Origin of the sequence: Streptomyces flavovariabilis (genome assembly GCF_000725785.1) — a bacterium.
Taxonomy (GTDB): domain Bacteria; phylum Actinomycetota; class Actinomycetes; order Streptomycetales; family Streptomycetaceae; genus Streptomyces; species Streptomyces hawaiiensis.
This window is the reverse complement of record NZ_JNXD01000003.1, coordinates 226,854-245,115: the sequence shown is the minus strand read 5'-3', so window position 1 is coordinate 245,115 and position 18,262 is coordinate 226,854. Positions and strand designations below refer to the sequence as shown.

The following is an 18,262-nucleotide window of genomic DNA, read 5'->3' as shown; positions in this document are numbered from 1 at the left end:
CGCACCGGGCCCGGTGCGCAGGGCGCGGAACACCCAGCGGTGGTTGCCTGGGTCCGGACAGGATCCGCCCCTGAGCCGCCCCGGCCGTGATTCCCCCGTCCGGCCGGGGCTTCTCCCTGTCCACGTGCAATCCGCGCCACCCGGGTACTCGGGTACCTCTCGCAGAACCACGCGGCCGAGAGGAGCACGAGGTGAGCAGCGGAACGGACATGAAGGTCGTCGTCACGGGCGCCACCGGCAACGTGGGCACCAGTGTGGTGCGCCTGCTGTCGGAGGACCCGCAGGTCGCCTCCGTACTGGGCCTGGCCCGGCGGATCCCCGACTGGTCCCCGCCGAAGACGGACTGGGCCGCCGTCGATCTGGCGTCCGAGCGGTCCGACCTGGTGGAGCGGTTCACGGACGCGGACGCGGTGGTCCATCTGGCCTGGGCGTTCCAGCCGACGCACGACCCCGCCGCGACCTGGCGCACCAACGTACTCGGCAGCATGCGCGTCTTCGAGGCGGTGGCGGCAGCCGGAGTGCCGACGCTGGTGCACGCCTCCTCGGTCGGCGCCTACTCGCCCGGCCCGAAGGACGAGGCGGTGGACGAGTCGTGGCCGACCCACGGCTGGCCGGACGCCGCGTACTGCCGGGAGAAGGCCTATCTGGAGCGGGCGCTGGACACGTTCGAGCGTGACCGTCCCGAGACGCGAGTGGTGCGGATGCGGCCCGCCTTCCTGTTCCAGCGGGAGTCCGCGAGCGAGCAGCGCCGCATCTTCGGCGGCCGTTTCCTGCCCGGCCCGCTGGCCCGCCCGGAGCTGCTGCCCTTCCTGCCCGACGTCCCGGGGCTGCGGGTGCAGGCGCTGCACACGGACGACGCGGCCGAGGCGTACCGCCTCGCGCTGCACTCCGATGTCCGGGGCGCCTTCAATCTGGCGGCCGACCCACCGGTGGACGCGCGGCTGCTGGGCGAGATGTTCGACGCGCGTCCGGTGCGGCTGCCGCGCAGCGCGGCCAGGTCGGCGATCGCCGCCGCCTGGGGCCTGCATCTGCTGCCCGCCTCGCCGCACCTGTTCGACGCGGTGCTGCGACTGCCGCTGATGGACTCGACACGTGCCCGTACGGAGCTCGGCTGGCGTCCGGAGCACACGGCTGTCGAGGTGCTGGAGGAGTTCCTGCAGGGCATGCAGCAGGGCGCGGGTGCGCGCACGGAGCCGCTGCGAGGGCGCAAGGTGGGCTGATCCGGGCGAGCCGCACGAGCGGCCCGGGACATGCCCGAGGGCCGCAGCCGACCCCCACAGCCGGCTGCGGCCCTCGGTGGGATGCCCTCCTCAGGCGGAGGGCTCGTCAGGCACCGGGTGCTCGGGGTGAACCGTTCCCGGGCGCGGTGCTCCCTGCCGGCCCGTCCCCGCTTCGTCCGTGTCGGGGACGTCACCGGCTGGCTCGTCGGACTCGTCGTCGCTCTCCTGCCGGTCGTTGTCACCGGTGCCCGTGAAGCGCGGGGCGACCTCCCACGGGTCCTCGCCGTCGTCGGCCTGCTGGTCCGGCATGTCCCGCGGGATGGGCTCACCGTTCTCGCCGGGTCCTTCGAGGCGGTGGTCGGTCACGGCGTGCTCCCTTCTGTGGTCCGGGCGCCACGCGAGTACCTCCGCGGTGATCGGCGAAACCTCAGCGCGTGTCCCTTCCTGAAGGCGTGGCGGAATGTTCCTCCACCCCTTGTTTCACGACGTGAGCCGACCCGCGTCCGGCCGGGAGGGTCAGGAACCCCGCTCGATCTCGTCCAGGGCCGCGACGAGTTCCGGGTCGACCCTCTCCCGCACCCACCGCTGCTGCTCCTCACCGGCCTCGCGCGGAACCGTCTCGGTGAGCATGATCAGGTACAGGTAGGCGCGGTACAGGGCGAGACGCAGGCGGGCCGGGGCGTCGAAGCGGGCCCGGCCGCCGGCCTCGCGGTAGCCCGCCAGGAACTCCTCGTCCTTCCTGATGTCGCCGAGCAGTGCCAGGGAGACGAAGTCGGCCGAGGGGTCACCCCAGAACATGCGCTCCCCGTCGATGAGGCCACCGATGCGGGCCGGGCCGTCCGCGCGGTCGACGAGGATGTTGCCCCGCCACAGATCGAAGTGGACCAGACACGGGTCGGTGACCTCGTCGAGGGCGCCGTACGCGGACGCGGCGGTACGGGCCACCGCGTCGACGGGGCGGGGCAACCGGGCCCCGTAGCGCCGGGCGTCGTCGAGGACGGCGTCGAACATCGCCGTGAACGCGGTCCGCCAGTCGGGGGCGAGCGGGCCGAGGGCGCCGGAAGGGTAGCCGAAGCCGGGGCCGGTCACGCCGTGCAGGCGCGCCACCTGGCGTCCCAGCTCCGCGCGCAGGGCGGTCTGCTCCACGTCGGTGAGCGTGCCGTCCCACGGGTCGCCCGGGACGGCCGTCATCAACAGGAAGTCGTCCCCCGCGGACACCTGCCGCGGTGTGGGGACCCCGGCCCGCGCCGCCGAGCGGTAGAACTCGGCCTCCGAGACGAGCAGCCGCTTCTCGTGCCGCATACCGGGGACGGCCGCGGCGGGCGGGATCTTCAGCACGTAGCGGCTGCCGTCGGTGAGGAGGAGTTCCTCGACGGTGTTGTACGTGCCGCCGGTCAGCGGGGCGAGGCGGGCGAGACGGCCGGGGTCCAGGCCCGCCCCCTCCAGGATGTGCCGGGCCCGTTCCCAGGAGTCCACCACTGTGTGCCCACCCCTCCCCTGTCGCTTCGGTCAGCCGGCCGCGTACACGTCCTCGATGTAGCGGCCGTCCGCGATCAGCCCGTCGAGCCACTGCTCCGCGGCTTTCTCGTCCGTGCCGTCGACGGCCCGCGCGTGCTTGCGGAACAGCGTACGGAACGCCTCCCGCACTCCGGGCGCCATTCGGGAACCGTCGCCGCAGACGTAGACCCGCGCTCCGGCGTCGAGCAGGGCCCAGACCTCCTCGGCCTCGGCGTCGATCCGGTGCTGCACGAACCGCACCTCGCCCTCGGGGGTCTCGCTGAAGGCGGGTCGGAGACTGACGGCTCCGGCGCTCTCGGCGGCGCGCAGTTCCCCGGCGTGCAGGAAGTCGGCGTCGGGGGCGTCGCAGCCGAAGTAGCAGAGAGCCGGGGCGAGGGCGGTGCCGGCGGCGAGGGCCGCCGTGCGGTCGGCGATGACGCCGCGGAACGGGGCGAGGCCGGTGCCCGCCGCGACCATGACGACCGGCGCCGAGTCGCCGGTGACGTCGATGCGGAAGGCCTCCCGGCAGGGCTGCACGCGCGCGTACAGCGTGTCGCCGGGCTCGACGGTGGTGAGGTGGCCGGAGCCGGTGCCCCGGTATACACCCTTGCCGGAGCGGGCGGGTGCCTCCAGCAGCGACACCATCAGGTCCACGTGGCCGGGGTCGACCGCGGGCGAGGAGGAGATGGAGTAGTGGCGCGGGCGCAGCGGGGTGAGGAGGTCGAGGAGCTGCGGCCAGTCCAGGGCGCCGCGCAGGGCCGGGTGGTCCTCGAGGATCTCGACGAGGGTGCGCGGGTCGTCGGTGAGGGCGGCCAGGGCCGTGCGCTCGGGCGGGCAGGGGTTGGCGGCGGCGAGCGCGGCCAGTTGCCCGGCGCTCGGGCGCTCCTGCAGCTCCACGTGGTGGGTGAGGAGCTGCCGTACCGTCACGGGCCGGTCCACGGCGATGCCGTCGCGGCGCGGGCGGGTGGCGCGGATGTCCAGGACGGTGTCGAGGCCGGCGCCGAGCGCGGTGGCGGCGCGGGTGACGAGTTCGGGGGCGTTGGCGGGCAGGACGGTGAGGTGGTCGGCCGTGCGGTAGGTGACGCCGTCCGGCAGTGCGACGCGGACGAACCGCTTGCGGCGCGCGTAGCCGGGGGCGGTGAGGTCGCGGACCTCGGTGACGCGCATGGGGACGAGGTCGTGCCGTTCGGCGAGGGCGTCCAGCGGGCCGCCGGTCAGGGTGCGGACCTCGTAGGCGGTGGCGGGCTCGGGGTCCGGCGTCGTGGCGTCCGGGTCGCCGTAGCGCTCCAGAAGGGCGCTGCGCAGGGAGGCCGTGAAGGCGCGGACGGTGCCGGTGAGGTCGCCGGAGGCGTCGGCGGCGGCGCGCTCCAGGAGCCGGCTTGCGCCGGACTCGGCGAGCCGCTCGTCGACGCGGGTGGGGACGTGCTGGTAGGTGGCGGCCCAGTTGCGGTCGCCGACGCCGAGGACGGCGTACGTCACGCCGGACAGGTCGTGGGTCTCCTCCAGCCGGGCGGCGAAGGCGGTGGCGTCGTCGGTGGGGCGGCCGTTGTAGGAGGCGGCCGTGATGACGACGGGCCGGTCGGTGGGCAGGCCGCCCGCGTAGGCGTCGAGGGGCGCCACCTCGGTGTCGCAGCCGATCGCGGCGGCCTCGTCGGCGAGCTGACCCGCGAAGTCGCGGCAGGTGCCGTAGTTGCTTCCGTGCAGGAACAGGGCGGCGGTGCCGGGGCGGACGCGGCCGGGCAGGCCCTGCGGCTCGGCCGACTCGCTGTCCTGGGCCGGGGCGGCTCCGGGCAGCGGGGTGTGGACGCGGTCGGCGGAGGTGCGCGGGGTGAGCGCGAGGGTGAAGCCCTCGGGCTTGAGGGTGAGGGTCTCCTTGACCGTGAGCCGGTAGTCGGCGTGGTCGTTCAGCCGGTAGCGGTGGACGATCATGGCCAGCAGCATGGTCGCCTCGTGCAGCGCGAACTGCCGCCCGATGCAGGCGCGCTCGCCGGTGCCGAACGGCTTGAAGGCGTGCACCGGCCGCTCCGCCTCCGCCTCGGGCGTGAAGCGGGAGGGGTCGAACAGCTCGGGGTTGTCGCCCCACACGGACTGGCGGTGCAGCATCGGCGTGAGGACCAGGGCGGACTGCCCGGCGCGCAGCGGGATGCGGCCGCCGAGCAGGGTGTCCTCGCGGGCCTGCCGGGAGAAGACGGCGGCCGTGGGCCAGAGCCGGAGCGCCTCGTTGAGCACCTGGCGGGTGTAGGTCAGCCTGCCGACCTCGTCGTACGTCGGCTCGGGGTCGGCCTGGTCGCCCCACAGCGCGTCGGCCTCGCGCTGCACCAGCTGGAGCGCGGTGGGGTGCTTGGCGAGGTAGTACAGCGCGAAGGACATGGCGCCGGAGGTGGTTTCGTGGCCGGCGATCAGGAAGGTGATGACCTGGTTGCGGATGTTTGCGGTGTCGAGTGTGGTGCCGTCGGCCGGGTGCCGGGCGGTGAGCATCAGCCCGAGGAGGTCGTCGGCGTCGCTCTGGTCGGTGCCGGTGCGGGCGGCGATGACGTCGTCGACGACCCGGGCGAGGTAGGCGGAGTCGTCGCGGAAGGCCGCGTCCTGCTCGGAGTAGTCCCGGCCCGGGACGCGGGCGAGGCGGGTCATGCTCCACTCCAGGCAGCGGACCATCGACTCGACGAAGGGGTGCGGCTCGGTGCGTTCGAAGGAGCCGAAGTCGTAGCCGAAGCCGGCGAGTCCGATGGTGTCGAGCGTCATGCGGGTCATGTCGTCGGGGACGTTCACCGGCTGCCCGGCGCGGGCGTCGCGGTCCCAGGACGCGATGAGCCGACGGGCCACCCGAAGCATCACCGGGTGGTAGGTACGCATCGAGCCCAGTGCGAAGGCGGGCATGAGGATGTCGTGCGCCTTGGCCCAGTTGGGTTCGTCGTTGTACGCGGTGAACAGGCCGTCGGCGGCGAACTCGCGGACGTTCTCCAGACCGGGCCCGATGTGCTTGGCGAACCGCTGCTCGTCCGCGAGGTCGGCCACGAGGTCCGGGTCACCCACGAACAGGGTGTCCCGCCCGTACAGCCGCCGCACGAACACGGGTCCGTGCTCGCGCATCAGGTCCATGGCCTGCTGGACGGGCGCACCGCCGGGTCCGGTGCCGGAGATGTCGGCGACGGGGACGCCGGGGAGGGTGTCGGCGGTCAGGGGAGGCTGTCCGGTGGGGGGCATGACGCGGCAACTGCCTTTCGCGGTACGGAAGTACTGCGCTCCAGCGTGATCCACCGGGCCCGGGGGGCAGTGCCGCGGCCCTACATGATTGTGTAGCGGGAGCAGGCGCGCCGCTCTTGCGCGGGAGCGGCCCGGCATGGCAGGAGAGGCTCGTGGATCTGGCCCGGCAGGAGGCCGTGACGTGGCGCAACCGTGCCCTGCTCCTGTTCGACCGGGTCGCGATGCCGGTCGCGGTGTGCGATGTGTACGGGGCGGTGCTGCTGGCCAATCCGGCGATGGCCGCGGAGTGCGGTACGACGCCGGGGCGGCTGCGCGGCCGTGACGTGCTGGACCTGTTCAGCCCGCGGGAGGCCACGCAGGTGGAGCGCATCGCCGAGGCCCTGCGCCTGCGTCACCGCTCGCGCTATCAGGTGTCGGTGCGCTGGCAGGCCCCCGGCGGCGTGGAGCGCTACGGCGAACTGACGGCGGATCCGGTCAGCGACACGGTGGAGGACACCCCTGCCCTGCTGGTGATGCTCCGGGTGGACGCCGAACGCGTCCCCTCCCCCGCCGCACCCGCCGAACCGGCCCTCGTCACCCCGATGGAAGCCCGCATCCTGGCGCTTCTGGCCGCCGGCGCCACCACGGCCCGGGCAGCCCGCGAGACGGCCCTCACCACGGACGGCGTGACCTACCATCTGCGCCGCCTGTCGTCCCGCTGGGGCGCCTCCAACCGCACGGAACTGGTGGCCCGGGCGTACGCGCTGGGGGTGCTGATCCCCGGGGTGTGGCCGCCGGGCGTCTCGGGCGACGGGGCCTGACGGAAATCCGGTCGCCCCCCGCGACGCGACTGTCTAACCTGACCTGGCCCGCAAACCTAGGACCCCTAGGTTTCACGACGACCACCCCAGGGAGCCCTTCCATGCAGCCGCTCACCGAGCAGGACATCCGCGCCTCCTTCATCAACTGCTCGAAGGGCGAGGCCAAGCGCCTGGCCGTGCCCCGGGACCTCGGCGAGCGCCCCTGGGACGATCTCGACTTCCTGGGGTGGCGTGATCCGGGGGCACCCGACCGGAGCTATCTGGTGACGGAGCGGGGAGGGCGGCTCGTCGGGGTCGCGATGCGGTTCCAGGCCGCGCGGCGCGGGTTCCTGCACCGCAGCATGTGTTCCCTGTGCCTGACGACGCACCCGCGGGGCGGGGTCTCCCTGATGACCGCCCGGAAGGCGGGGCAGGCCGGGCGCGAGGGCAACACCGTCGGGGCGTACATGTGCACCGACCTCGCCTGTTCCCTCTACCTGCGGGGGAAGAAGGCGCTCGAGACCGGGGCCCGGTTCGAGGAGAGCCTCACGCTGGAGGAGCAGATCGAGCGGACCACGAACCATCTGGCCGCCTTCCTCGACAAGGTGTCCGCCTGAGCCTCCTCGGTCGCCCGTGGAGTGCCCCGGCGTTACCGTCCATCGTGAGCGTCCTTCATGGATGTGATCATGGATGCGTTCGATACGCCGGGGAAGGGGAACAGCCCGAGGATGCGAGAGGTACGTGAGTGGACGGCGCACGCCGAGCGGATCGCGAGGAAGCGTCGCGATCCGGTGGTCGTCCAGACGCTGCGGTCCGCGACCGCCGCGACGATCGCGTACGTCATCGCACTGCGGCTGAGCCCCGAACCGGCACCTCTCACCGCTCCCCTGACGGCGCTGCTGGTCGTCCAGGTGACGCTGTACGCCACGATCACCAACGGCTTCCGGCGGGTGAACGCCGTGGTGACCGGCGTCCTCGTCGCCATCGCGTTCAGCCTTCTGGTGGGCCTGACCTGGTGGAGCCTGGCGCTGCTGCTGGTGGCCTCACTGGCCGTCGGCCGGCTGGTCCGGGTGGAGGAGTACGTACCCGAGGTCGCGATCAGCGCGATGCTCGTCCTCGGCGTCACCACCGTCGGGGACACCGCCTGGGCCCGGGTGGTGGAGACGCTGATCGGGGCGGTCGTCGGACTCGCCTGCAACCTGCTGCTGGCTCCGCCGGTGTGGGTGGAGGAGGCGGGCGAGTCCATCGAGGGGCTGGCGCGCCGGCTGCGGCAGCTGATGCTGCGCATGGGCGAGGAGGCCGCCGACGGCACGCCCGTGCACCGCGCGGAGAAGCAGCTGCACGAGGCGCGCCGCCTGGACCACGACATCGTCGAGGTGGACGCGGCCCTGCGGCAGGCCGAGGACAGTCTGCGGCTCAACCCGCGCGTGCAGGACAGCGTGCTGCACCGGGTCGTGATGCGCACCGGCCTGGACACGCTGGAGATCTGCACGGTCGTCCTGCGTGTGCTCGCCCGCTCCCTCACCGACCTTGCGAAGGAGCGCGAACCCGAGCCGCTGTTCGCGCCCGAGACGGGCGCCGCCCTGGAGCAGCTGCTGTCGGAGATCGCCGACGCCGTGGTGAGCTTCGCGGTGCTGGTGACCACCCATCTCAGTGCGAGCGCCGAGTCGGCGGAGGAACGTCTCGCCGCGGAACTGCGCACCGCGGCGGGCACCCGCGACAAGCTGGCCCTGCTGCTGCGCGAGGAGGCCGAGCGCGACCTGCGGCACTGGCAGCTGCCCGGAGCCGTCCTGACGGAGGTCAACCGCATCCTGGACGAGCTCGACACCGAACACCGCACCCGGCGCCTGTTCGAGGAACTGGACCGCGTGTCGCGCGAGCAGCGCGCCCGGATGCCCCGGCTGACGCGGCTGCGGGAGCGGCTGGGCGTCACGGAGCAGCTGTGGCGGAACCGCGCGGGGTTCGGCGAGCGTTCTCGGTGAGGGGACGCCGGCAGGGGGTCGGCGCCTGAGGCGAGGAGCGGGCCGATGGCCGACACGACCGTGCGGATCGACGGGAACACACTGCGGCTGCCGGGCGGGGTCGCCGTGCGTTTCATCCGCACCCTGCGCCTGCCGGAGACCGGCACCCATCCGCTTCCGCCGGGCCTCGGCGAGTTCCCGGTGCGGCGGATCGCGGACTACGGGGACAGGGTTCCCGAGGCGTGGCGGGCGCGCGGCGGTGTGATGCTCCCGGTGTATCTGCGCGAGGCGATGTGGCTGAGCTTCGCGGGCACCTCGGAGCCGGCCGCGCTCCAGGTCGGGGTCGGCAAGGTGTGCGCGGTCTCGGGCCGGCCCTGGAGCGACCGCCTGGCACACGGCCCGCAGAACTATGTGGTGCTCCCCCGCCAGCCCTGGCTGGACGGCATCAACTCCGGCACGGGCACGGTCCGGCAGTTCGTGGCCGTCCCGCTCGGCCTGGGCGCCACCGTCGAGGGGCAGGTCACGGGCGAGGAGGTGTGGGGCGGCGTACAGCTGCGGTCCTTCGCGCTGAACGGCCGGGAGCTGGCGCGGTGGCACGAGGAGGAGCGGCAGCGGGCGGAGCGGACGCGGGCGATGGCGCCGCCGAGTGGGTACGGCGCCGCGATGCCGGGCGGCCTGCCCCCCGCGGCGTCCGGCGGTTTCGGCGCAGCGATGCCCATGGCGGCCCCGTCCGCTCCCGGAGCGGTCCCGGCGCCCGCCGCCGGTGCCGCTCCGGCGAGCCCGCCCCGCGCGGCCGCCGCGATGGGTCTTGGCGTCGGCGGTTCCATGCGGCAGGAGGTCTACCAGGACGACCGGCCGCTCACGGACTGGTCGGAGCAGCCCGCGGGCCGGGTTTTCGTGCACCTGGTGACGCCGCCGGAGTGGCGCCGCATCACCGGCGAGGCCGCGCCTCCGTCACCGGTGGACCGCGCCGCGTACACCCGCGCGGGCCTGCCCTGGTTCGACTACTGCGACGAGGACGCGCCGGACCTGGCCCCCACGGACACGCTCCGGTCCGTGAAGCCGGTCGGCGACTGGCTCGGCGACGACCACGAGCCCTGGCAACCGCCCACGCCGGGGCAGACACAGCAGCTCAAGGACGCTCCGGGGAAGCCGATCGAGGACGGGGACTGGTAGCCGGCGGAGGCGCATCGCGGACAGGACGGAGACGGTCAGCCGACGACGGCACGTCTTGGAGGGCACGGTCAGCCGACCGGGGCGCGTGACGGACGAAGGCCGACAGCCGAGGACTCGGGTCTCGGAGGGGACTGACTGCCGGCCGGGGCGCGTCGCGGCGGGCTGACGGGCCGCCACGACTCGTTGCGCTTCGCGCAACACCCGCTGCCGTTGTTGCACCCGGTGGACGGGACACGCCAAGGTGGCTGTCACGACGGGGACGAGTGGCGACCTGAGGGGCGACATGGACAGTGGTGGCTGGAGCAGGCGCCGGTTCGTCGGTGCGCTGGCGGGCGGGGCCGCCGCGGCGGCGCTGGCGGCCTGTGACGACACGCCCGCGCCCACGGACACCCCGGCGCCGGAGCCGGAGGCGGGGACGAGCCCGTCCCGGGAGGCCCGCCGCCCCTCCGGGCCCCGCCCGCTCTTCCTCGGTACCTACACATCCGTCGAGGGCGGCGGCAAGGGCATCGGCCTGGCCACGTACGACGCGGCGACGGGCCGGATCACCGGTACCGGCACGATCACCGGCGTCGGCGACCCGTCGTATCTCGCGATCCACCCGGACCGCCGCACGCTGTACGCGGTGGACGAGCGCGACGACGGTGCCGTGACCGCCGTCCGGCTGGCCGACCGGAAGGTCCTGGGCAGCCGGAGCACCGGCGGCGCGGCCCCTTGCCATCTGTCGGTCCATCCGGGCGGGCGCTGGCTGCTCAGCGCGAACTACGGGGCGGGCAGCGTGGCCGTGCATCCCATCGACGCCTCGGGCGCCCTCGGCGAGCGCACCGGCCTGGTCCGGCACACCAGTCCGCCGCCCGGCCCCGGCCAGGAGGGTCCGCACGCCCACCAGTTCGTCACGAGCCCGGACGGGGGCCACGTTCTCGCCGTCGATCTGGGGACGGACACCGTCTACACGTACCGGCTGGACGAGAAGGCGGGCACGCTCACCGAGGCAGCGCGGGCGCGGACCCGGCCGGGCGCGGGGCCGCGCCACCTCACGTTCCACCCGGGCGGCCGGTACGCCTACCTCGCCAACGAGGTCGACAACACCGTGGCGGTCTGCGCGTACGACAAGGCCTCCGGCCGGCTGACCATCGGCGAGGCGCAGTCCACGGGCACGGGCCCGGGCACGAGCTACCCGGCACAGATCCTGGTGACCGCGAACGGCCGGTACGCGTATCTCGCCAACCGCGGCCACAACAGCCTCACCCGGTACGCCGTCGAGGCGGACGGCGCCCGGCTCAGGCTGCTCGGCACGGTGCCGGTGGGCGGGGACTTCCCGCGGCAGATCGCCTTCTCGCCCCAGGGCACGCTGCTGTTCGCGGCGAACCAGAAGTCCTCCACCGTCACCGCGTTCCACGTGGACGAGGCGAACGGCGAACTGCGCCGCGCAGGCGAAGCGTTCCCCTCACCCGTCGCCGTCTGTGCGCTGCCGCTGTAGGGCCCGCGGACAGGACGCGGCGGTGGCCTGGCTGAGCAGGATGTGCATCCGCTCGGTGAGCTGCGCGACGTCGTCGGCGGGCGCGTGGAACGCGAGGCGTACGTCGCCGTGGGCGCGGGCGCGCTCGATGCGCAGCGTCAGTCCGTGCCGGTCGACGGCGAGCGGCTGGACGCGGACGGCGCCGTGCAGGGTGCCGGAGTCGACGAGCCGGGTGAGCCGCTCGACGGCGTCGGCGTGGCAGTCGGCGAGGTGGGTCAGCAGGCGGGCCTCGGCCGTGGTGAGCGGGTCGGGCACGGCGGCGGCGAACTCGTCGAGGTCGACGACCACGGATCCGGACGGCTGCCGCAGCACCACGCGCGTGGGTGTGAAGGCGAGCCTCTCCCCCTCGACGGCGAACCAGCCCGCGAGCCACAGCCGGGCGCGGATCCGGTTGCGGACCGGGACGGGTGCGACGTCGGCGAACTCCAGCACCGCGGACGGCTCGCCGCGGGGCGCGCAGATCGCGGCCGCGAGCAGGGCGCTGTCCTCGGGCACGTCCACGAGCACCCGGCCGTCCTCGCCCACGGTGTGCGCGCCGACCAGTTCCTCCCGGGTGCTCTCCGCGGTCACGGAGCAGGACCACGCGGCGGCGAGCACCGAGCGGGCCCGCTGCGCCGCGGAGGGAGCCGCCGTCCAGCTGTGGCTGTCGTCATCCATCCCAGACCTCCTTAGGTAAGCCTCACCTAACCTATCGAAGATCGTGGTGCACGCCAACCGCGTGAGGGTGCTCTTTGCGAGACCTTTCAGGGAGTGAGGACGCCCAGCAGGGCGCGGGCACACAGCTCACGCACCTGCTCCCGGCCCAACTCCGTACCGCGCAGCCACTCCAGGCACACAGCCGTGGTGAACGCCAGCCAGCCGCGTACGGCCAGCCGGACCTCCGGCCGCTCTTCGAAGGCCGGGCCGAACTCGGGGTCCGCGGCGAGCGCGGTGAGGATCTGCCGCTCCTGCGCGGCCAGCGCCCGCTGATACACCCGCCGCACCGCCTGGTCCCCGGCCGCGTCGGCGCGATGGAAGGCGCGATAGCCGTGCGCGTGCGCCTGGACGTACTCCAGGAACGTCTCCAGTCCTGCCGCGAGTTGCTCGCGGACCGGCAGGCCGGGCACCGCCGCCGTCATGCGCAGCATCCGGTCGCTCTCGCGCTCGACGACCGCCGCGAAGAAGTCCCTCTTGGTCGGGAAGTAGTGGTAGAGCAGCCCGCGCGACACCCCCGCGATCTCGGCGACCTGCTCGATCCACACGTCGTCGTAGGGGCTCTCGGAGAACAGTCGCGCCCCGACCGACAGGAGCTGCTCCCGGCGCTCCTCGGTACTGAGCCGGCGGCGCGTGCGCCCGGCCTGGTTCGCGGCCATGCCCGCACTTTACTTGACGCCGGTTCAGCAACGGGAACAGACTGAAGCGCGCTATTGAACTCACGTACAACACGTGCGAACCGGCCGCCGGATCAAGGGAGATCGCGTCATGACGGAGGCGCCGACACGGACCGGGGAGCCCAAGGGCTTCCGGAGTGCCGAGCTGGGCTGGCCGGAGCTGGCCCGCATTCCGCATCCGCCGCGCCGGATCCCACTGCTCGGTGACGTGGTGGGCGTGAACCGGCGCACTCCGCTGCAGGACTCGATGCGCTACGCCCGCCGGCTGGGGCCGGTGTTCCGGCGGAAGGCGTTCGGCAAGGAGTTCGTGTTCGTGTGGGGCGCGCGGTACGCCGCCGACCTCGCGGACGAGTCGCGGTTCGCCAAGCACGTGGGGCTCGGCGTGGCCAATCTGCGGCCGGTCGCCGGGGACGGCCTGTTCACGGCGTACAACCACGAGCCGAACTGGCAGCTGGCCCACGATGTCCTCGCGCCGGGGTTCAGCCGCGATGCCATGGCCGGCTACCACCCGATGATGCTGTCCGTCGCGCAGCGGCTGACGGAGCACTGGGACCGGGCGGCGGCGACGGGCCGGGCGGTGGACGTGCCCGGCGACATGACCAAGCTGACCCTGGAGACGATCGCGCGCACCGGCTTCGGGCACGACTTCGGTTCGTTCGAACGCTCCCGGCCGCACCCCTTCGTGACGGCGATGGTGGGCACGCTGACCTACGCGCAGCGGCTCAACACCGTCCCCTTCCCGCTGGCTCCGCTGCTGCTGCGGAGCGCGAGCCGCCGCAACGCGGCCGACATCGCCTGTCTCAACGACACGGTCGACGAACTGGTCCGGGCCCGGCGGGCCACCGGCGGCGGCGAGGGTGACCTGCTCGACCGGATGCTGGAGACGGCCCACCCCGGCACCGGGGAACGGCTGGCGCCGCGCAACGTCCGCCGTCAGGTCATCACGTTTCTCGTCGCGGGCCACGAGACGACGTCCGGCGCGCTCTCCTTCGCCCTGCACTACCTCTCCCGGCACCCGGAGGTCGCCGCCCGGGCCCGCGCCGAGGTGGACCGGGTATGGAGAGACACAGCGGAGCCCGCCTACGAGCAGGTGGCCCGGCTGCGCTACGTCCGCCGGGTGCTGGACGAGTCGCTGCGGCTGTGGCCCACCGCGCCCGCGTTCTCCCGGGAGGCCCGGGTGGACACGGTGCTGGCCGGGGAGCATCCCATGCGGCGCGGGGCGTGGGCGCTGGTGCTGACGCCGATGCTGCACCGGGACCCCGAGGTGTGGGGCGCGGACGCCGAGCGGTTCGACCCCGACCGCTTCGACGCGCAGGCCGTACGGTCCCGGCCCCCGCACACCTTCAAGCCGTTCGGGACGGGCGCGCGGGCCTGCATCGGGCGCCAGTTCGCGCTGCACGAGGCCACGCTGGTGCTCGGGCTGCTGCTGCGGCGCTACGACCTGCGGGCCGACCCGGCCTACCGGCTCGGCGTGACGGAACGGCTGACGCTGATGCCGGAGGGCCTGCGGCTGCTCCCGGAACGCCGCACGGCGGTGCGGGAGCCGGCCTCAGACCTGCGCTGTCCAGTGCCCGGGGCGGGTGACTGACCCGGGCAGCCGGGTTCCGGCGCTCCCCCGGGCCGCGTTCAGCTGCGGCTGGGTGAGGAAGAACGCACCGGTCAGGTCGGCGTCCGTGAGGTCCGCGTCGCGCAGGTCGGCGCCGATCAGGTCGGCGCCCCGCAGGTCCGCGCCGGTGAGGTCCGCGGCGATGAGGTAGGCGCCGCGGAGGCAGGCACCCCGCAGGTCGGCGCCCTTGAGACGGGCGCCCATGAGGTCCGCACCCCGGCGGTCCTTCCTGCGGCCCTTGATGCCGGCCCTGGCCAGCTCACTCGTCCTCAGCAGCAGGACGTTGACCTCCTGGCGGTGCGCCGCCACGTCCAGCCCGGCGAGTTCCTCCGGGGTCCCGGCGGTGAGCTCCTCGGTCTTCGCCAGCGCCGTGCGCAGTTCGGCGTGGACGGGACGGGCCGCCGGCAGGGCGAGCGCCTCGGTCAGGTACCACAGCAGCTCGTGCAGCTGCCGGACGACCGGGAACACCTCGAACATGCGGCGGGCCCGCTCCGGTGGTCCGGTGCGCCAGTCCCGGCCGCCGAAGGTGATCTGCGAGACCTGCTGCCCGGCGCCGAGGCAGTCGTAGACCGTGCAGCCGGAGAACCCTTTCTGCCGGAGCCTGGCGTGGATGCCGCAGCGGTGGTCCTCCTGGAGGTTGCGGCAGGGTGTGCCGGCGGCCTTGTCGACCGCGAAGTCGGCCGAGGCGGCGAAGGGCAGCGCCACGCAGCACAACCCGAAGCATTGCTCGCAGTCGCCGCGCAGTTCCGCCCGCTCAGCCTGGTGATCTCGCATGCCGTTCAGCATACGAAACGAAAACCGCCGGATGAGCCGCCGCTATTCCGTGACCCCGGGCGCCGCCAGGCGCCCCAGCCGCTCCGGGTCGGCCAGGATGTACATGCCGGTGATGCGGCCGTCGGTGATCGTGACGCCCATGACCGACTGCACGCGGCCCCCGGGCATGTGGACCACTCCGACCGAGCCGTTGACCAGCACCAGCTGAGCGGCCTGCGCGTACCGGGCGAACATGAGCGCCTGCTCCGCCACCGCCTTCGCGCCCTGGACGACCTTGGACGCGGCCGTGCCCCGCACGAGAGCCCCCGAGTCGGCCCGCAGCACCACGTCCGGGTGCAGCAGTGCGAGCAGCGCCTCGAAGTCACCGCCGCGTGAGGCGGCCAGGAAGGCGTCGAGCACCTGCTTCTGTCGGCCCAGGTCCGGCTCGGCCGACGGGGTGGCGCCGCGCACCCGGCGCCGCGCGCGGCTCGCCAGCTGCCGGGTCGCGGCCGGGCTGCGCTCCACGATCGGCGCGATGTCGTCGAACGGCACGGCGAACATGTCGTGCAGCACGAACGCGAGCCGCTCGTCGGGCGCCAGGTTCTCCAGCACGACGAGCAGGGCCAGGCCCACGGAGTCGGCCTGGAGCACCTCCTCGGCCGGGTCGAGGTGCGACAGGGGCCGGAGCACCGGATCGGGGACGAAGGCCCGCACGGTGTCCTGGGTGTCGCCCATCGGCTGCTCACGGCGCGCGGTACGCGAGCGCAGCAGGTCGAGACAGACCCGGCCGGTCACGGTGGTGAGCCAGCCGCCGAGGTTGTGGATGTCGTCCGCGTCGGTGCGGCCGAGCTTCAGCCACGCCTCCTGGACGGCGTCCTCCGCCTCGGAGAGCGAACCGAGCATGCGGTAGGCCACCGCCTTCAGATGGCCGCGGTGTTCCTCGAACCGGTCGGCCAGTTCCTCGCTGCCTGTCATGGTCTCCCCCGTCGTCTGCCGGTCATCTGCTGAACAGTTCGAACGCCACCGCCGGGCGGCCCCCGAACCGCTCCCCCGTCGTCTCCGCGTGCTGTGTCAGGAAGCCGCGGACATACGTCTCCGGGTCCTCGCTGGTCAACACCTCGATGTAGGTGCGGTGTTCCAGCAGGGAGCGCACCGCCCGCTCCATCCCGGGCGTCGCGTCGACCGCGTGCGTCGGGGTGCTGGAACCCGCGACGGCGACCCAGCGCACCCCGTCCCAGGGGTCGAGGCCCTGCTCGACGAGCTCGGGGAAGATCCACCGGTTGCCGGCGTCGCCCGCCGCGTCGAGCGTGGCCCGGCCGACGGCCACGTGGTCCGGGGTGTTCCAGGCGACGCCGCCCCAGGTGTCGCGGTGGTTGAGCGTGATGACCAGCTCGGGCCTGTGCCGGCGGATCGCGGCGGCGATGTCGCGGCGCAGGGCGGTGCCGTACTCGATGACGCCGTCCTTGTGGTCGAGGAACTCCACCTCCGTCACGCCGACCACCGCCGCGCTCGCCCGCTGCTCCCGCTCGCGCAGCGGCCCGCACCGCGCGGGCTCGATCGTGTCGATGCCCGCCTCGCCCCGGCTCGCGAGGACGTAGGCGACCTCGCGGCCCTCGTCGGTCCAGGCCGCGATCGCCGCCGAGCAGCCGTACTCGAGGTCGTCCGGGTGTGCCACGACCGCGAGGGCACGCCGCCAGTCGCCGGGCATGGGCTGCAGTTGAGTGGTCGTCATGTGCGCAGACTAATCCGCGCCGCCGGCATCACCGGGCGTACGGCACGGCATCACGCCTCGCCCCGCACGAGCGCGAGCAGCCGGTCGAGGACGCGGGAGCCGCCGGTGCGGATGCCGTCGTGCTCGAACTCGTCCGTGATCCAGGTGCGCAGGCCCCGGATCGTGCGGGCGGTGCGCAGGGAGTGGGCCGTGTCGACGTACATGTCGTCGTGGTAGACGGCCGCCACGACCGGTACCTCGTTGGCGGCGAGGCGGGCCGGGTCGTACAGGGGCGTCCAGTTCGTGCGGGCGGCGAGCAGGTCCGCGGTCTCGCGCAGGGGGCGCAGGGCCGGGTCGCAGTCGAACATCCAGGGGTGAATCGATTCTCCTGTGAACAGGAGAGGCTCGTCGCCCGCGAGGGCCTTGGCGGCGTCGAACTGCGGGAACTCGGCGCGGACCCGCTCGGCAGACCAGGCGGTGGGCCGGGCGTCCTGGCCGTAGATCGACTCGTGGATCAGGGCGTACAGCGGGTGCCGGGCGTAGGAGAGCATGGCCTGCGCCTGCTCCAGGAACGCGTCGGAGAGCGTGTGGCCCTGCGGGGTGCGGACGAAGGCGTTCTCCAGGAGGTAGTGCAGGCGGTGGGTGCCGTCGCCGGTGCCGAGGACGATGCCGAGGGACTGGAAGGCCTCGACGGTGAACCGGTAGCCGTTGGACAGGACCACGTCCTGGTGAAGCAGGTGGTCCGCGATGCGGCGGGCGCGCTCGGCGTCCTGCGGGTAGCGGGCGTAGTGGGCGGTGACCTTGCGTTCGATGCGCGGGAAGGCGGCCCGGTAGACGTCGTCGGCGTGCGCGTCGAGGGAGGGCAGGCCGCCGGTGAGCACGGCGGTGGCCAGGCCCTCGGGGGCCAGGGACAGGTAGCTGGTCGCGCAGAAACCGCCGAAGCTCTGGCCGAGGACGGTCCAGGGCTTGCCGGGGCTGAGCTCCGCGCGGATGACCTCGCAGTCGCGGACGATCGAGTCAGCACGGAAGTGCGTGAGGTAGCCGGCCTGCTCGGCGGGGCCGCCGCGCAGCGGTAGCGTCTGGCGGTTGGCGGGTGTGCTGTGGCCGGTGCCGCGCTGGTCGAGGAGCAGGACGCGGTACTCCTTCAGGGCCCTGCCGAGCCAGCCCGGGCGGCCGACGGACCGGTCCGCGCCGAAGCCGGGGCCGCCCTGGAGGTAGAGCAGCCAGGGAAGGTCCTGGTGCGCCTTGTCGTTCGCGACGACTTCGCGGGCGTACAGCTCGATCGTCTCGCCCTCGGGGCGGTCGTGGTCGAGGGGGACGGTGAAGCGGCGGTCGGTGAGGACGACTCCGGGCTGGCGGTAGCTGGCGGTCAACAGGGCTCCCGGGACGGACGGATTTTCGGACCGCGTCCCAGTTCATCACAGCGATCGTCCCCGGGTGAGCCCTTCGATCATGAAACCTTGCTGAAC

At 73.5% G+C, this 18,262-nt stretch carries 16 protein-coding genes; 7 read left to right on the top strand and 9 right to left on the bottom strand.

Annotated elements, in window-relative coordinates:
* The first annotated feature begins 209 nt into the window (after window positions 1-209).
* Window positions 210-1,220 (top strand): SDR family oxidoreductase, encoded by a 1,011-nt coding sequence (locus IO24_RS0108560; RefSeq protein ID WP_031133558.1) that lies wholly within the window; start codon window positions 210-212, stop codon window positions 1,218-1,220.
* Between the two features lie 90 nt (window positions 1,221-1,310).
* Here the strand turns inward: IO24_RS0108560 and IO24_RS0108555 are convergent, their stop codons facing one another.
* The 3 genes from IO24_RS0108555 to IO24_RS0108545 form a co-directional block, all read right to left on the bottom strand.
* Window positions 1,311-1,586, bottom strand: coding sequence for a hypothetical protein (locus IO24_RS0108555; protein ID WP_031133556.1), 276 nt, complete (start codon window positions 1,584-1,586; stop codon window positions 1,311-1,313).
* A 150-nt stretch (window positions 1,587-1,736) separates the two neighbouring features.
* A complete protein-coding gene (locus tag IO24_RS0108550) occupies window positions 1,737-2,699 on the bottom strand; it encodes a phosphotransferase family protein (RefSeq protein WP_031133554.1) in 963 nt (320 codons plus the stop codon).
* A gap of 30 nt (window positions 2,700-2,729) precedes the next feature.
* Complete coding sequence (locus tag IO24_RS0108545; protein WP_031133552.1) at window positions 2,730-5,921, bottom strand: cytochrome P450; 3,192 nt, start codon at window positions 5,919-5,921, stop codon at window positions 2,730-2,732.
* A gap of 152 nt (window positions 5,922-6,073) precedes the next feature.
* Between IO24_RS0108545 and IO24_RS0108540 the strand changes: the two genes are divergently transcribed.
* The 5 genes from IO24_RS0108540 (at window position 6,074) to IO24_RS0108520 (ending at window position 11,314) form a co-directional block, all read left to right on the top strand.
* Entirely contained in the window at window positions 6,074-6,721 is a 648-nt protein-coding gene (locus IO24_RS0108540; RefSeq protein ID WP_031133549.1) for a PAS domain S-box protein, read from the top strand.
* Window positions 6,722-6,822: 101 nt separating this feature from the next.
* Entirely contained in the window at window positions 6,823-7,317 is a 495-nt protein-coding gene (locus tag IO24_RS0108535) for an FBP domain-containing protein (protein WP_031133547.1), read from the top strand.
* 111 nt (window positions 7,318-7,428) lie between these two features.
* Complete coding sequence (locus IO24_RS0108530) at window positions 7,429-8,682, top strand: FUSC family protein (protein WP_031133545.1); 1,254 nt, start codon at window positions 7,429-7,431, stop codon at window positions 8,680-8,682.
* 45 nt (window positions 8,683-8,727) lie between these two features.
* Window positions 8,728-9,837, top strand: a complete 1,110-nt coding sequence (locus IO24_RS0108525) for a hypothetical protein (RefSeq protein ID WP_031133544.1) — start codon at window positions 8,728-8,730, stop codon at window positions 9,835-9,837.
* A 283-nt stretch (window positions 9,838-10,120) separates the two neighbouring features.
* Window positions 10,121-11,314: a lactonase family protein gene (locus IO24_RS0108520; RefSeq protein ID WP_031133543.1), complete on the top strand. Its 1,194-nt coding sequence runs from the start codon at window positions 10,121-10,123 to the stop codon at window positions 11,312-11,314.
* Here the strand turns inward: IO24_RS0108520 and IO24_RS0108515 are convergent.
* Window positions 11,282-12,010 (bottom strand): DUF2470 domain-containing protein, encoded by a 729-nt coding sequence (locus IO24_RS0108515; RefSeq protein ID WP_031133541.1) that lies wholly within the window; start codon window positions 12,008-12,010, stop codon window positions 11,282-11,284. The genes IO24_RS0108520 and IO24_RS0108515 overlap by 33 nt on opposite strands.
* An 86-nt stretch (window positions 12,011-12,096) precedes the next feature.
* Window positions 12,097-12,705 (bottom strand): TetR/AcrR family transcriptional regulator, encoded by a 609-nt coding sequence (locus tag IO24_RS0108510; RefSeq protein WP_031133539.1) that lies wholly within the window; start codon window positions 12,703-12,705, stop codon window positions 12,097-12,099.
* A gap of 109 nt (window positions 12,706-12,814) precedes the next feature.
* Here IO24_RS0108510 and IO24_RS0108505 point away from each other — a divergent pair, with 109 nt between their 5' ends.
* Window positions 12,815-14,311 carry a cytochrome P450 gene (locus IO24_RS0108505; protein WP_031133537.1) on the top strand — a complete coding sequence of 499 codons (1,497 nt, stop codon included), beginning with the start codon at window positions 12,815-12,817 and terminating at the stop codon, window positions 14,309-14,311.
* On the opposite strand, the gene IO24_RS0108500 is transcribed toward IO24_RS0108505, so the two are convergent.
* Genes IO24_RS0108500 through IO24_RS0108485 form a run of 4 tightly spaced genes read right to left on the bottom strand, consistent with a single transcriptional unit; the run spans window position 14,273 to window position 18,166 of the window.
* Entirely contained in the window at window positions 14,273-15,115 is an 843-nt protein-coding gene (locus tag IO24_RS0108500) for a pentapeptide repeat-containing protein (RefSeq protein WP_031133535.1), read from the bottom strand. The two genes, IO24_RS0108505 and IO24_RS0108500, sit on opposite strands and share 39 nt — an antisense overlap.
* 30 nt (window positions 15,116-15,145) lie before the next feature.
* A complete protein-coding gene (gene sigJ, locus IO24_RS0108495; protein WP_031133533.1) occupies window positions 15,146-16,057 on the bottom strand; it encodes an RNA polymerase sigma factor SigJ in 912 nt (303 codons plus the stop codon).
* A 22-nt stretch (window positions 16,058-16,079) separates the two neighbouring features.
* Window positions 16,080-16,814, bottom strand: a complete 735-nt coding sequence (locus tag IO24_RS0108490; RefSeq protein WP_031133531.1) for a PIG-L deacetylase family protein — start codon at window positions 16,812-16,814, stop codon at window positions 16,080-16,082.
* Between the two features lie 50 nt (window positions 16,815-16,864).
* Window positions 16,865-18,166, bottom strand: coding sequence for an alpha/beta fold hydrolase (locus IO24_RS0108485; protein ID WP_031133529.1), 1,302 nt, complete (start codon window positions 18,164-18,166; stop codon window positions 16,865-16,867).
* Window positions 18,167-18,262 lie beyond the last annotated feature (96 nt).